This window comes from Cyclobacterium jeungdonense (genome assembly GCF_010994275.1).
Classification (GTDB): domain Bacteria; phylum Bacteroidota; class Bacteroidia; order Cytophagales; family Cyclobacteriaceae; genus Cyclobacterium; species Cyclobacterium jeungdonense.
The window spans coordinates 38,053-52,490 of the sequence record NZ_WMCD01000006.1 but is presented as its reverse complement, the minus strand read 5'-3'; the positions used below and the strand labels follow the sequence as shown (position 1 = coordinate 52,490).

At 44.9% G+C, this 14,438-nt stretch carries 12 protein-coding genes; 5 read left to right on the top strand and 7 right to left on the bottom strand.

The features are described from left to right. Positions 1–43 precede the first annotated feature (43 nt). A complete protein-coding gene (locus GKS34_RS13260; RefSeq protein WP_163385324.1) occupies positions 44–751 on the bottom strand; it encodes a methyltransferase domain-containing protein in 708 nt (235 codons plus the stop codon). Further along, complete coding sequence (locus GKS34_RS13255; protein ID WP_163385323.1) at positions 748–1,827, bottom strand: type III polyketide synthase; 1,080 nt, start codon at positions 1,825–1,827, stop codon at positions 748–750. Before GKS34_RS13255 ends, GKS34_RS13260 begins: the two co-directional genes overlap by 4 nt. 87 nt (positions 1,828–1,914) lie before the next feature. Between GKS34_RS13255 and GKS34_RS13250 the strand changes: the two genes are divergently transcribed. The 3 genes from GKS34_RS13250 to GKS34_RS13240 all read left to right on the top strand — a co-directional run bounded on the left by GKS34_RS13250 (position 1,915) and on the right by GKS34_RS13240 (position 7,105). Beyond that, positions 1,915–2,799, top strand: coding sequence for a UbiA family prenyltransferase (locus GKS34_RS13250; protein ID WP_163385322.1), 885 nt, complete (start codon positions 1,915–1,917; stop codon positions 2,797–2,799). A gap of 187 nt (positions 2,800–2,986) precedes the next feature. Then, positions 2,987–6,421, top strand: coding sequence for a ThuA domain-containing protein (locus tag GKS34_RS13245; protein WP_163385321.1), 3,435 nt, complete (start codon positions 2,987–2,989; stop codon positions 6,419–6,421). A gap of 69 nt (positions 6,422–6,490) precedes the next feature. Next, the gene (locus GKS34_RS13240) at positions 6,491–7,105 is read left to right on the top strand and encodes a hypothetical protein (protein WP_163385320.1); all 615 of its coding nucleotides are present in this window, start codon (positions 6,491–6,493) and stop codon (positions 7,103–7,105) included. 88 nt (positions 7,106–7,193) lie between these two features. Here the strand turns inward: GKS34_RS13240 and GKS34_RS13235 are convergent, their stop codons facing one another. Both GKS34_RS13235 and GKS34_RS13230 read right to left on the bottom strand, forming a co-directional pair. Then, positions 7,194–8,951, bottom strand: a complete 1,758-nt coding sequence (locus GKS34_RS13235; RefSeq protein WP_163385319.1) for a M56 family metallopeptidase — start codon at positions 8,949–8,951, stop codon at positions 7,194–7,196. 2 nt (positions 8,952–8,953) lie between these two features. Further along, entirely contained in the window at positions 8,954–9,325 is a 372-nt protein-coding gene (locus GKS34_RS13230; protein WP_163385318.1) for a BlaI/MecI/CopY family transcriptional regulator, read from the bottom strand. Positions 9,326–9,468: 143 nt separating this feature from the next. Here GKS34_RS13230 and GKS34_RS13225 point away from each other — a divergent pair, with 143 nt between their 5' ends. After that, complete coding sequence (locus tag GKS34_RS13225; protein ID WP_163385317.1) at positions 9,469–10,221, top strand: NRDE family protein; 753 nt, start codon at positions 9,469–9,471, stop codon at positions 10,219–10,221. A gap of 157 nt (positions 10,222–10,378) precedes the next feature. Next, complete coding sequence (locus tag GKS34_RS13220; RefSeq protein WP_163385316.1) at positions 10,379–11,368, top strand: YpdA family putative bacillithiol disulfide reductase; 990 nt, start codon at positions 10,379–10,381, stop codon at positions 11,366–11,368. A gap of 8 nt (positions 11,369–11,376) precedes the next feature. On the opposite strand, the gene GKS34_RS13215 is transcribed toward GKS34_RS13220, so the two are convergent. The 3 genes from GKS34_RS13215 to dusB form a co-directional block, all read right to left on the bottom strand. Further along, positions 11,377–12,297, bottom strand: a complete 921-nt coding sequence (locus tag GKS34_RS13215; RefSeq protein ID WP_163385315.1) for a mechanosensitive ion channel family protein — start codon at positions 12,295–12,297, stop codon at positions 11,377–11,379. 65 nt (positions 12,298–12,362) lie between these two features. Next, positions 12,363–13,277, bottom strand: a complete 915-nt coding sequence (locus GKS34_RS13210) for a DMT family transporter (protein ID WP_163385314.1) — start codon at positions 13,275–13,277, stop codon at positions 12,363–12,365. A 53-nt stretch (positions 13,278–13,330) separates the two neighbouring features. Next, complete coding sequence (dusB, locus tag GKS34_RS13205; RefSeq protein ID WP_163385313.1) at positions 13,331–14,320, bottom strand: tRNA dihydrouridine synthase DusB; 990 nt, start codon at positions 14,318–14,320, stop codon at positions 13,331–13,333. Positions 14,321–14,438: the final 118 nt, after the last annotated feature.

Here is a 14,438-nt window from a genome sequence, read left to right as displayed (position 1 = left end):
TTAAATATAATTTTAGGTTAAAATTTAAATTACAAAATAATACTCACACCCAGCAAATAACTTGCCACCTAAATGCCCAATGCCAGGAAATTTTATATTTTTCAATGCCAGCGGCTCTCAATAATCGCTTCCAATCCTCTCTTGAAAATGCCCTCAAAACCGAAAGAGGCGCATCATTTTTTACCATTTGAGAACGAGAGAAGGCTGTTGTCAGCCATTTGATGCTGTGATAAGCTAAAAAATGACGGTGTAGATCATTAATGACCATGCCGATCTTGGTATTGCCCTTAAGGTTGATAAGAATTTGAACCAATTCATCATCTGTAAAATGATGCATAAACAAGGTACAGGTCTGAATATCTACCTCCTCAGTCAAATAATCCGTGTCAAATACGTTTCCTTGCCTGAATTCAATTTCAGGATAGTTAAGCTGGACTTTTTCTTTTGCCAGGGAAATAATATTCGGATTGGCATCTATGCCTATGATTCGCAGCCTGTATCCGTTGCGAATACTCCAGTCTTTCATTACCAGGGTCATGTCCCCTCCTCCACACCCCAGATCAGCTACGCTGTAGGGGCGCCGGTTTTTTTTTCCAACCAGAGTCCGAATTCCGGAAGTAGTTACCTTATTGCCTCCCAGAAGCCTATTGATGGTCCTGAGTTCTCGCAGAGTCTGTTCCAGTTCCTTACCACTGCAATGCAGGTCATCCATCAATTCCTTCTTGTAGCATCTTTTTGAAAATTTACTCATGATTTATGAAGTAGTAAGGTTTCCAAAGTGAGACCTGGACCAAAACCCATCGCCAAAACGTTTCCATCCATGGTAGGATCGTTCAGAATGGCTGAAAGAACGTACAGAATCGTTACGGAAGACATGTTTCCAAACCTTTCCAAAATTTGATGGGCATGCAGGTTCTGCTTTTCTACAATACCGAATGCCGCTTCCATTTTTTTCAGTATTTGTTTCCCTCCCGGATGAATGGCAAAATGATTGATCTGAGCGATGTCAAACTTCTTCTCCAGGTTTTTCCTTAGTTCATGAATCCCCCGGTTTAGCAGTTCCGGAATGTATTTACTGAGTTTCATTTCAAAACCAAAATCCCCAATGGTCCAGGCCATATCGGCTTCACCTTCTATAAATATGTTACTTTGGTATTTGCGGATAGAAAGGCCCTGTTCGGCATTATTTACCAATACAGCCGCTGCACCATCTCCGAAAAGCGCATTGGCGATCACATTATCCTCATTGTATTCTTTTTGAAAATGGATGGTGCACAATTCCACCCCTATAATAATCACCTGAGCATCGGGCTCACTCCTACAAATCCTGTCGGCCAGTTTGATGGCGTTGAATGCTGCATAACAACCCATAAAGTGAATCGCATAACGTTCGATGGTATTTTGGAAACCCATTTGCCCAATGATGTCCATTTCTACCCCCGGGGCATACATTCCGGTGCAGGAAACCAATATCAAGTGGGTTACCTTTTCGGGAGTCGTGGCAGTGTTTTCCAAACAACGCCGAATGGCAGTGGTGGCTAATACAGGAGCTACCTCCCGAAAAATCTGCATTCTACTGGCCGTCCCCGGAAAAGGCTCCAACCTATGGTTTTTTGGAAAAAAATCAAATTTCAAGGGATCATCATGATGAAAATCGGCTAGCGCGCTGTAGCGCTCCTGTATTCCAGACTTTCGATAAATAAACCCCAATTTCCTACTCTCCTGCGCATCTAATCCATGAGCCATCTGCATGAATCGACTGATCTTGTCCTGCGGTATCGGTATTCCCGGATTGGCCAGTCCAATGCTGACTATTTGGCTATTCATGGATTTTATTTTAGCTGATATTTATTGTACTTTTCAAGATAAGTAAAAAACAGTTGCCGCAACGAAAAGTTATCAAGGTTTCTAGATATGTTCAGAAAATCAAACTGGGAGCACCTTAGGATTCCCTTTTCCTATTACCTCATGCCGGTATACTGGTTTGCCTTGGCAAGCGTACCGGACGTAAATACCCTTAACGCAGTTGTGGTATGGTTGGTACTGCACCTGTTTTTATACCCTTCCAGCAACGGGTACAACAGCTATTTCGACAAGGATGAAAAAAGCATCGGGGGATTGAAGAACCCAAAGAAAGCGACCATAGGGCTTTACTACCTATCATTGGTGTTTTTTTTGATAGCTCTGGGAATTTCGTTAAGCATAGACATTGTTTTTTTCTGGATGGTATTGACTTACGGGTTGGTATCCATGGCTTACAGCCACCCCTCCGTCCGCCTGAAAAAATATCCTTACCTCAGTTGGCTGACGGCTGGATTTTTTCAAGGTGCCTTCACGTTCTGGATGTGCAGCGTAGGAATTACCGATTCCGGATTGGTTTGGCCCATACCCCGGGAACTCTGGATGGCTGCCCTTCTTACCAGCTTATTGTTGTTGGGGTCCTATCCTCTCACTCAAATTTACCAGCATGAAGAGGACCTGAAAAGAGGAGATCTGACTCTAAGTATTAGGCTGGGAATAATGGGTACCTTTGGTTTTTCTGCCATTTGGTTGCTCTTGGGAGGCCTGGCATTTGCCGGATATTTTATCACTATTGAAAAGCCCTGGGCGGTTTGGCCTTTTTTGCTTGCGATGCTTCCAGTAGTATCCTATTTTTCAATCTGGTTTATATTGGCAGATAAAGATCCGGAAAACTATGTCTCCCACCGGATGAGCATGTGGATGAACAAAATTTCTGCCACTGCCCTGAATGCTTTTTTTATTTACTTGTTTTGGCAATCCCAAACCCCATCCGTATAAAAGAGTATCCTTCCGCATTTCTCAGATACCTACCCGGACTCTATATATCCGGAAAACAAGGGTAGCTGAATTAGGAAGCCATTTCCAACAGTTCCTGTCCTGTGATTACCATTCAACTACAATTTTGATAAAGGAAGCTGCCAGAAAAAAGATATTCTTTATATTGCTGCAAAATTAAAATTTAGGTATGTATATCAACACGATTACAAAGGGCATTTTGGCTCTCTTGTTTGCAGGCATTTTCCTGGGAGCTTGTTCCACCCGTTCCGGTGATCCCAAGGTCTTGGTTTTTTCCAAAACCGCAGGGTATTACCATGAGTCAATCCCAGACGGAGTGCAGGCCCTTATTGAGATGGGTCAGGAAAATGGTTTTCTAGTGGACACCACTACCAATTCGGAGCTTTTCACAGAAGAAATACTACAACAATACAGCGCAGTGATTTTTCTGAGTACAACAGGTGATGTGCTGGATCATTACCAGGAGGCAGATTTTGAGCGGTACATACAGGCTGGAGGAGGCTTTGTGGGCATACACGCAGCAGCCGATACGGAATACGACTGGTCCTGGTATGGCAACATGGCCGGGGGCTATTTTTCAGACCACCCGGGAATCAATGACCCCCATCCAAACGTGCAGGAGGGAGTGATCGATGTGATAGACAAATCCCACAACAGTACTTCATTTTTGCCAGACGAATGGACCCGCACCGATGAATGGTACAGCTACAAAGACTTTAACGAAAGCGTAAACGTACTGATGACCTTGGATGAAAGCAGTTATCAAGGGGGAGAGGACATGGGCGAACACCCCATTGCCTGGTACCATGACTACGATGGAGGCAGGGCTTTTTATACAGGCGGGGGGCATACTTCAGCCTCCTTTCAGGAAGAATTGTTTTTACGCCATCTGCTTGAAGGGATACGCTATGCAATTGGAGGAAATAAAAAATTGGACTATTCCAAAACCAGCAGTAAAAGGGTACCTGAAGCTGATCGGTTTGAAAAGGTGAGCATGGTTACGGGCGAATTTACCGAGCCCACTGAAATGACCATTTTGCCCAACCTGGATATTTTGATTTCTCAAAGAAGAGGCGAAATCCTGTTGTATAAAGAGGGAGATTCCACCACCCGGCAAGTGGCGCATCTGGATGTATACTGGAAAACGGACGCCCCAAGAGTCAATGCCGAAGAAGGCCTTATGGGAATCAAGGCAGATCCGGATTTTGAAACCAACCACTGGGTCTATGTTTTTTACAGCCCTACAGGTGAGTCGGTAAACAGGCTCTCCAGATTTAAATTTGAGGCTGATGAGTGGAAAATGGATACCGAACAGGTAATCCTCGAATTTTATTCACAACGGGACATTTGCTGCCATACGGGTGGTTCCATCGCATTTGATAGCCAAGGGTTGCTCTACGTATCTGCCGGAGATAACTCCACGCCGTTTAACCAACCAGACCAGCCTTATACCCTGAGAGGCTATGCTCCCCTGGACGACAGACCCGGATTTGAGCAATATGATGCTGGCCGGTCATCAGGCAACACCAACGATCTCCGCGGAAAAATCATCCGGATAAAAGTGAACGAAGACGGATCCTACAGCATACCGGAAGGAAACCTTTATCCTGAAGGAATGGAGGGCACCAAACCTGAAATCTACGTACAAGGTAACCGAAACCCTTACCGGATCAGTGTGGATCAAAAAACCGGCTATTTGTACTGGGGAGAAGTTGGTCCAGATGCCCGAAACGATAGTTTGGGTGTTCGCGGCCCCAAAGGATACGACGAAGTAAATCAGGCCAAGGAAGCCGGATTCTATGGCTGGCCATTTTTTGTCGGTAACAATTATCCCTACAATGCATTTAACTTTGATACGGGCGAATCCGGCATCCAATTTGACCCACTATCTCCGGTAAATATTTCCCGAAATAATACCGGATTAACAGAATTGCCCCCAGCCCAACCAGCTTTTATCTATTACCCCTATGACCAGTCGGCTGAATTTCCCCAGGTAGGTACCGGTGGAAGAAATGCCATGGCAGGTCCGGTATATTATTCAGACTTGTACCCAAATGGAGGTGGACTTCCGGACTATTACGACGGCAAACTGTTTATCTACGATTGGATCCGGGGATGGATCAAAGTAGTCACTATGGATGAAAACGGAGACTACCTGAAAATGGAGCCATTTATGGAAGGGGTACGACACAATGCACTTATCGATTTGGAAATGGGTCCCGACGGGAAGCTTTACCTGCTGGAATACGGCAACGGTTGGTTCAGTGCAAACGAAGACGCCGCCCTATCGGTAATCACCTATAACCCGGGTAACAGGGCGCCGGTGATTGCAGGAATATCCTCCGATAAAACATCTGGTACACTGCCTTTGGAAATCCATTTGACTGCGGAAGCCAGTGACCCCGAAAAGGATGCGCTGACTTATTCCTGGAACCTCGGAAACGGAGAATCAATAGATACCACCGAACCGGAGTTGACCTATACCTACGAATCCGTTGGCGATTATGACATTTCGGTCACCGTAAAGGACACTGGAAATGAAGTGGTGAAAAGCAACACGTTAAACGTCTATGCTGGAAATGTTGCCCCGGAGGTATCTATAGAATTTGACGGCAATTCTACCTTTTATTTTCCCGGTAAAACGATTGAATATCAGGTAATTGTTACAGATCCCGATGATCCCGGGGCAGAGGAGGATTTATCTACCTTGTACGTATCAGCGGATTATATTGAAGGGTTTGACAGGGCGGAAGCAGCCATGGGCCACCAGGTAATGTCTGAAGCCATGGCAGGTAAAAGCATCATGGAATCGCTAACCTGTAAAACCTGTCACCAGGTGGATGAACTTTCTGTGGGACCTGCTTATACAGAGGTATCTAAGAAATATGCCGATAACCCACAGGCCGCTGACCATCTGATCAATAAAATCATCAAAGGTGGATCGGGTGTCTGGGGAGAAACCATGATGCCTGCCAACCCGGATCTGAAAGAAGGCGATGCGCGAAAAATCGTCGCCTGGATTCTTTCCCTGGGGGATTTAGAAAACATAGAGGCCAGCCTTCCTCCTGTTGGCGAGCTGGATCCACTTCAGGGAAAAGCAATCGCCGATAACGGTGTGATGATAATAAATGCCAGCTTTACAGACAGGGGCGGCGTTAATATCAAGCCGCTCAGTTCCTCTACTACTGCGTTCCTGCGAAACAGTAAAATCAGCTTTTCAGAAGTAAGCGAATCTTCAGGATATAAATCCCTTGAAATGGACGGGCAGAGCATGCTATCAGCACCAACCAGCAAGGGGTATTTTGCCCTTAAAAACATCGACCTTACCGACCTGGCAGGTATCGACTTTATAGCTGGATCTCAAAATCCTTTTGAATACGGCTACCAGGTAGAAGCCCGAATCGGATCTCCCGATGGACCGCTGATTGGACAGTCGGTACTACGCAAAAAAGAAGACGGTGGCATGGCGCAATATTCCTTTCAGCTATCCTTTGAAAATGTGCCGGAGCAAGGCATGCAGGACCTATATATCGTAACGTATGCTCTGAATGAAAATGAAAAAGTGAACCTGACTTTTCTTTCCATGAAAATGATTAGCGAATAGGCTGCTCGGAATTAATGGAGTCAATAAAGGGTTGTATCAGTAATTGATACAACCCTTTTTTATGGTAGCATGGATATAGATCACTTTACCCTTAAAAAACCGAATTATTCCAGTCTTGAAATCCGTTGGTTTTTTCCGGATAACGTACCGGAATTGCAGGATTTTGTGCTGGACAATTTCAATATGAAGCCTGAGCCAGAGATACGAACGGATACCTATTACCCCATTTCCAACCGGGAGGATCTTGGGATAAAACTTCGGCAGGGTAATCATGAGATCAAAAAAAGGAGAAAACCGGGCATTCCCTTTCAATTTAACGGTAATCAGGCCGGCCATTTAGAGTATTGGGACAAATGGATTCTCAATCGTCCTTTACCTGAATTACCCTACACAGATCCCTTTCCTGTCCGAAAAAAAAGGTGGGTCCTAAAATTCAACAGCCAATCCGAACAGGATTACACAGCATATCCCTACGAAAAAAACCTGACTCAGGGCATACAGGTAGAATATGCCGAATTGAAAGTAGCAAGCGATACATCCCATACTTTTGGTCTGGAGGTATTTGGAGATACAAGTCGTTCACACCTGGAAAAAATAACTTCCATTTTACCAGATGTTATCTGCCTGGATTTCAAATATTCCCTGGGCTATCCTGCCTGGATTTTATCCCAGCGTGGGAAGTAATCCGGAAGAATCGAAATTCTTCCGGACAACGTAAAAATGAAAGGGAGTATTACCTGTCGGGACTGGCCGGTTGTCTTCTTACCTGCTCTTACTGGATTTCCTCCATGGCTTTCTCTTTTTCGCGCATTTTTTCTTCCATTGCTTTAAATCTGGCTTCCTGCTGTTTGCTCCATTCCTCCATCTTGGCTTCAAACTCCTTTATCTTGGGTTCGTTTTCCTTTCTCCAAGCTTCCATTTTCGCTTCAAACTCTTCCATTTTTGGCTTAAAATCAGCTTCCCATTCCCGCATTTTTTCTTCAAAAACCTGTTGGGAAGCGGCCATTTTTAGTTGAAGTTCCTTCATCTTAAGCTCAAGCTTTTCTTTTTGGAACCGCCCATTTGGAGTAGAATCTTGATGTAATAGAATAATCCTGGACGTAACTAACCCCAGACTGTCGCCGAATTCTTTAAAAAAACCTCCCGAAACTCCTGGCAGGTTTTCTGGAAAGGCAGGGGAAAAGTCAAGTGTTGGAGGCGGACTGAGCGCCAAAGCGGGCATCTCAGGAACAGTGTCGATTTTTACAGCTGCCTCCCTTTCCCACGTCGCATCCTGATCTACCTCCACAACCAAGTCTACTACCTCAGCAATTTGGAAGTTAAATTCCTGGATGGAGTCCAAAATCACTTCTGCCTTTGCCAAAGTGGATGGAGTAACGGAACTTGGAACGCTGTCATCGCTACCGGATATCAGGGGCATTGGAAACGACGGAATCGAAACAGGAAGCGAACTCAGAGTATTGTTTAACTGGGTCTCCAACCAGATGTTTCGATCTGGGTTTTCCTGACGGGCTGTTCCCAGTAGCAGGATAAAGCTAAGCAAACAAGTAATTATCATGGTTTTACTGATTAATGGTGAAGGGGAAATTTTTGAATGTTTTTTGCCCATCATCCGCTGTATTCGAAGGAGGGTAGGAAATGTCGATTTTTGGGCAGCCATGGCCAGTTCCGGGGTACTGTTGGAAGCTCTGTTTACGATATTCGCAAGGGCATGGGCCAAATCTGAAGCCACCGCGCCATTTTTTATCGCCAGATCATCCGTCGCTTGTTCCCGTGCCTCTCTTACGGATTCATTTATCCACCAGAATGCCGGATGGTAGAAAAAGATCATTTCAAGGAAAGATTGACATAAATTGATGGTAAAATCCTGTCTTCGAATATGCGCCAGTTCATGGGCAAGAATCGTTTCCAACTGAGCAGGAGGCATGCCTGATAACAGACCGGCCGGTATCAATACGATGGGTTTCAGCATTCCAAAAACCATGGGCACCTCAATTTCCTCACTCACCCGGATCGAAACGGGAAGGGTGATTCCCATTTTCAGCCCATAGACACGAGCTTTTTCGTGAATCCATTTCGGTAAACTCATGGAAGAACGCCGCTTTATCTGTTGCAAGGAAGCAAAATTTCCTGCCAGGCGTACCATGTAAAATACCACGCCTATAAACCACACATTAACGAAGTAGGGCAATGCTTTTTGCAAAAACAGAGAGGCGGTTGCCCAGTGTCCGGGAGAGGTTTCGGCTTGATAACCTGTTGCTGTATGTAGTAGTGATTCCAGATGGGGCTGTGGTATTGCTGCATCATGCAGCCACATTTGGTATTCGTACCATAGGGTAGCCGAAAAAGAAAGGGCCATGAGAAACAGGACGAGTAATCCGGTCAGATACCGGTAATGTGGTATCCGTAACGCTCCAAACCGAAGCAACAACCAATAGATACCAGCCAATAACACAAATTGCCAGAGGGAATGTATTAGAGACCAGCCCAGAATCTCCGGGACCGCAAGAAGAAACCAATCGATTTTCATGACTATTTATTTTCCATTTTATCTAAAAACGCACGAATTTCTTCAATTTCCTCCTTGGAGGGCTCACTTTGACCCAAAGCTTGCATGACGAGTTTGTTGGCAGAACCCCCAAATGCTTTACGGATAAAGTTCTTCACCAGTGATTCCTGGGTATCTTGTTGGGAAATGGCCGCACGATACACATGGCTCCTTTTTTTTTCGTCCCGGGCCACCAGACCCTTCCCATACATGTTTTGCATGATTTTCAAGGTAGTGGTATATCCGGTCTCTTTATCTTGTGTCAATCGCTCGTGTACCTGACGAACACTGGCATTCCCTAGTTCCCATAAGATAGCCAGCACTTCTAACTCTGCACCTGTAGGTTTTTCTTTCATGCCTATTTACGATTTATTTCGTAGGCAATTTATACGATAGTTTTCGTATTTCCAAATACATACGATACAAATCGTATTAAGTTTTACCAAAAATTTATTTCTTTTTGGTTTCTCCTTAATACCCTGCTTAGTTAATTTGCACCATGTGTCTGATAACTTTTAGCTGGAACCAGCACCCGAAGTACAAGCTAATCCTGGTAGCCAACCGGGATGAATATTTTAAAAGGCCCAGTCAATCCCTGCACCAATGGGATAGCGGAATTTATGCAGGAAAGGACTTAAAGGAGGGTGGAACCTGGTTGGGTTTTCATCCAAGCGGTAGGTTTGCAGCCCTTACTAATTTCCGGGACATGGACCGGGAAGTTCCGAGGGAGCGGTCTAGAGGAGAATTGGTTACGGGGTTTCTAGAAAGTAAGGATGATCCGCTGAGTTATTTACAAGGTATTGATCCCTACAAGAACGAATACAACGGATTCAATCTTCTGGTTGCAGACAAGAACCGGCTCTATATATTGTCCAACTACGGTCAGGGGATACAGGAGGTAAGTGCTGGCATACATGCTATCTCTAATGCATTTTTAGATAGTCCCTGGCCAAAAGTGAACCTCGCCCGGCAGCAGTTTGAGCAGCTTTTGAAAAAAAAGAATCCTGAAATGGAAGATTTGCATCAGCTATTGCAGTCCACAGAACACGCACCGGAGGATCAGCTGCCCGCCACCGGTCTTAGCAAAGGATTGGAAAAGGCCGTTTCTGCCCAGTTTATCCGCGTGGACGATTATTATGGCACAGTCAACACCACTGCCTTGCTTTGGGACAAGGAGGGTGAGGTACACCTTCGGGAGGTTCGAACCATTCCCGAACCCCAGATCAGCGAATGTGCTTTTCGGGTCAATTAGCTATAAACAGGAACTATGCGGGGAATTTCATGTTTATAACCATATGTAATCGAGCATGACGCGAGCGACACACAGAGGAATGATTATTTAACCTGCGAGATTCTCCCGATTTAACATCGGGACAGGCTATCTGACCCCTAAAAAAAAATATAAACAGATGAAAAAGCTGGAATTATTGATCATTGGTGCCGGACCGATTGGATTGGCTTGTGGCATTGAAGCCCAAAAGAAGAATTTGAATTACCTTATCGTAGAAAAGGGAGTGTTGACCAATTCCATTTTTAATTATCCGGTCAACATGACTTTTTTTTCCACTTCGGAAAAACTGGAAATGGGCGATATCCCGTTCATGTCCATTTCCAACAAACCTACCCGGCCGGAGGCATTGGAGTATTACCGAAGGATTGTCCGACATTACCAGCTCAACATCAGTTTGTACGAAGAGGTACAGACACTGGAAAAAGACGGAGATGGATTTTTGGTTCATACCTCCAAAGGAGTTTACCTGGCTGAAAAACTAGTAATGGCCACCGGTTTTTATGATTTGCCTAACACGATGAATGTTCCCGGAGAGGACCTACCAAAAGTGACCCATTATTACAAAGAACCCTGGCCCTACATTGGCCAAAAGGTAATCGTAGTAGGAGGAGGAAATTCGGCTGTAGATGTAGCGCTTGAAACCTGGCGTAAAGGGGCAGAGGTAACCATGGTGGTCATGAAACCGGAAATTGACCAAACGGTAAAATACTGGGTCTTACCAGACATAGAAAACCGCATCAAAGAAGGCTCCATCAAGGGTTACTTCAACACCACCATTAAAGAAATACGGGAAAAGGAAGTTCTCTTGCAAACACCGGAGGGGGTGGTGTCGCTGGAAAATGATTTTGTGCTGGCCATGACCGGATACAAACCCAACTTTGCTCTTCTGGACCAGTTGGGAGTAAAGCTTAGCCTGGATGAGAAAAAACAGCCTTGCTACGATGATCAGAGTCAGGAATCCAACATACCAGGCTTATACCTGGCGGGGGTAGTCTGCGGGGGATTAAATACCCGTGAATTTTTTATTGAAAACACCATTGTCCATGCCCGGTCAATAATAGAAGATATTGTAAAAAAGAAAGAGGTTCCTTCCGGTTTGGAAAAATAACCCCGTCGTTATTTTCTTTTTGAGCCCGGGTGGGTATCCGGGTGTGCTTTGTCCTGATGAAGCAAAATGGTAGATGTAGGGTATGCAATTCGGATGTTGTCCTCAGGGCCCAGTCTTTCAAGAATACTTTCGGTAATAGAATGTTCGAACATCCGTCTTTTCTTGGGATCGCAAAGATAACGCATAGATAGTTGAATTCCCCTCTCGGTGATTTTGGTGAAAATCATAGGGGTAAATTGCTTGTAAACGATAAGGTGTTCCTGTTTGGCTTTCTTAAAAACTTTTTCCGCCAATCGAAGATCATCCTTCAGATGTTCATTCAGAATTTCCAGTAAGATGGCCTTGGCTCTTTTGAAGTCACTCCGTAAGGTGATGTATATTTTTTGTTCGTTCCAGATATAGTTAAAGCCGATGGAATAATTTGCTTGGGCATCCATAAAAATCTTCCCGTTGGGCACATGAACCACCCTGCCAGTACTTTGATCTGCTTCCACCCAATTTCCAATTTCCAGCAGGGAAAATTGAAAAAGACGCAAATCGATCACATCTCCCTGAACCTCTCCTATCTGAATCCGGTCTCCGACATCAAAGGGCTTTCGCAAATAAATAAAGGCCCAACCGGCGATATTTACAAAAATATCCTTTAATGCAATGGCAATACCGGCTGACAACAAGCCTAAAAAAGTGGTAACCGATTGGAAATTGTTAATCCAAAGATTACCGATAATCAGAATACCCACAATAAAGGAAGTGTATTCAATCACTTTTCTCCAGTGGTATTGCTTCCTAAGTTCCGCGGCATCTCCCCTGTAAATTAGCCTTACAGATATTTTATTGATCAGCCACATGATAAAGATGATCAAGAGGGTCTGTAGGATCCTGTTTCTTAAAGCGGTGTCCAGATCAAAGTTTAGGAAATTGTCAAACATGGTAGTTCACTAAGGAAATTTAAACTAGGCGAATATATCTTAATAATTCAATGCTGCGGAAGGAATTATTTTGGGAATTTGGATTTTCGGTTTCCGAGCCATACACCCATTATCACCGCAAAAATCCCTACATAATGGAAAAGAAACAACGACTCACCATCTAAAACTCCCCAAAATAAGGCCACCATGGGCACCAGATAGGTAACCGAACTGGCAAAAACCGGAGTCACTAATTTGACCATAGTATTGAAGAGTACCAGGGCTGCGGCGGTACCAATAATGCCCAATGCAGCAATATATCCTGCCGCTATCCAGGATCCTTCCATATGCAAGAGTTTGAAAGAAAAATCCGTAAACCCCCACAAATAAATAGCTGCCAATGGCAGAACCATCATCAGGGAAACCGCCGTGATGACCTTCGCCTCAATTTCCTGGACCCGAAACTTAATAATATTAACATTTAGCCCGTAACAAATGGTGGCTCCTACTACCAGCAGCCCATAGAGGTTAATGCTTGAAAACACCGCCCAGCCCTTTCCCTCTGATCCGGCCATTACCAGAATACCCACGCCCGCAAAAGCGATGAGCAATCCCAGGGCGTTACGGTTGGTAATGCGGGTTCCAAAAAAGAAGGCCCCCACCGTTACCACCATTAGTGGTGTAAGGGCATTGATTACCCCTGCCAGGGAACTGGAAAGATTGGTCTGAGCAGTGGCAAAAAGAAAGGCAGGTATAAAACTACCTACAAAGCCGATGCTCAGTAGGTAACCCAACTGTTTGTTTTGAAGCCTTTTTAATTGAGGCATGGCCAGGGGTAGCAACACCGTAGCCGCTGTCACAATCCGTAAGGCGCCTACTTCCCCGGCTGAGAAAACCAGCAAAGCCTTTTTAATCAGAATGAAAGAACTCCCCCAAATCAACGCCAACACAACCAACATACCCCAATGCTTTGGACGATTACTCGGGTTTGATTCAGGCATTTAAGGTCGAAATAGATTTCATAAATGGGAAAAGTTTCGGCTCGGGGACTGTGTTAGAATTCAGCACCGGCAAAGACCCTGGAAACCTCCTCCAGTATCTCACAAACGGATTCGTAATCATCCGTGGTCACCAGGGCAGTTCGGTAAGGCTTAAAATGAGGAAGGCCCCTGAAGTAATTGGTATAATGCCTCCTCATTTCCAGGAGCCCCAATTTTTCACCCTTCCATTCCACCGAAAAATCCAAATGCCTTTTTGCCACTCTTACCCGTTCTTCCAGGTCAGGCCCTTCCAGCAACTCCCCGGTCGTCAGAAAATGGTTGATCTCATTAAAAATCCAGGGATAGCCGATGGCAGCTCGTCCGATCATGATTCCATCCACGCCGTATTTTTCCTTGTAAGCTTTTGCTTTTTGGGGGCTGTCTACGTCTCCGTTGCCGAAAACAGGAATGGTGACTCTGGGATTCCTTTTGACTGCTGCCAGGTAATCCCAGTTCGCCTCCCCTTTGTACATTTGTTTTCGGGTGCGTGCGTGAATGCTGATGGCCTGAATGCCCACATCCTGCAGCCGCTCGGTAACTTCTACTATTCGGATGGTGTTTTCATCCCAGCCAAGTCTCGTTTTCACGGTAACGGGGATGGAAACAGCTTTTACAATTTCTGCCGTCATGGACACCATTTTGTCAATATCTAACAATATGCCGGCACCGGCACCCTTGCAGGCCACTTTATTTACCGGACAGCCGTAATTGATATCCAGAATGTCAGGCCCAGCCGCTTCGGCTATTGCGGCAGCTTCCCGCATGGAAGCAATTTCATTCCCGAAAATCTGAATGCCAACGGGCCTTTCGTATTCGTAAATATCCAGTTTCTGAACGGATTTGGCAGCATCCCTGATTAGTCCTTCGGAACTTATAAACTCCGTGTACATCAAATCAGCGCCATTAGCTTTACATACGGCCCGAAAGGGTGGATCGCTGACATCCTCCATAGGGGCCAACAATAAGGGGAATTCCCCCAAACTCAAATCTCCAATTTTAATCACTACTTAAATTTTTAGCAAAAATGATGGTTTTTCCTTGAATATCAATGCCATTGCCGGTAATGTAGAAATTTTCTTTCCCTGTTATTTAAATCCAATTCAATAAACTGGCTTGTGGTAC

Coding starts and splice junctions, on each gene's coding strand:
- GKS34_RS13260 (WP_163385324.1), bottom strand. CDS start 751: ATGAGTAAATTTTCAAAAAGATGCTACAAGAAGGAATTGATGGATGAC.
- GKS34_RS13255 (WP_163385323.1), bottom strand. CDS start 1,827: ATGAATAGCCAAATAGTCAGCATTGGACTGGCCAATCCGGGAATACCG.
- GKS34_RS13250 (WP_163385322.1), top strand. CDS start 1,915: ATGTTCAGAAAATCAAACTGGGAGCACCTTAGGATTCCCTTTTCCTAT.
- GKS34_RS13245 (WP_163385321.1), top strand. CDS start 2,987: ATGTATATCAACACGATTACAAAGGGCATTTTGGCTCTCTTGTTTGCA.
- GKS34_RS13240 (WP_163385320.1), top strand. CDS start 6,491: ATGGATATAGATCACTTTACCCTTAAAAAACCGAATTATTCCAGTCTT.
- GKS34_RS13235 (WP_163385319.1), bottom strand. CDS start 8,951: ATGAAAATCGATTGGTTTCTTCTTGCGGTCCCGGAGATTCTGGGCTGG.
- GKS34_RS13230 (WP_163385318.1), bottom strand. CDS start 9,325: ATGAAAGAAAAACCTACAGGTGCAGAGTTAGAAGTGCTGGCTATCTTA.
- GKS34_RS13225 (WP_163385317.1), top strand. CDS start 9,469: ATGTGTCTGATAACTTTTAGCTGGAACCAGCACCCGAAGTACAAGCTA.
- GKS34_RS13220 (WP_163385316.1), top strand. CDS start 10,379: ATGAAAAAGCTGGAATTATTGATCATTGGTGCCGGACCGATTGGATTG.
- GKS34_RS13215 (WP_163385315.1), bottom strand. CDS start 12,297: ATGTTTGACAATTTCCTAAACTTTGATCTGGACACCGCTTTAAGAAAC.
- GKS34_RS13210 (WP_163385314.1), bottom strand. CDS start 13,277: ATGCCTGAATCAAACCCGAGTAATCGTCCAAAGCATTGGGGTATGTTG.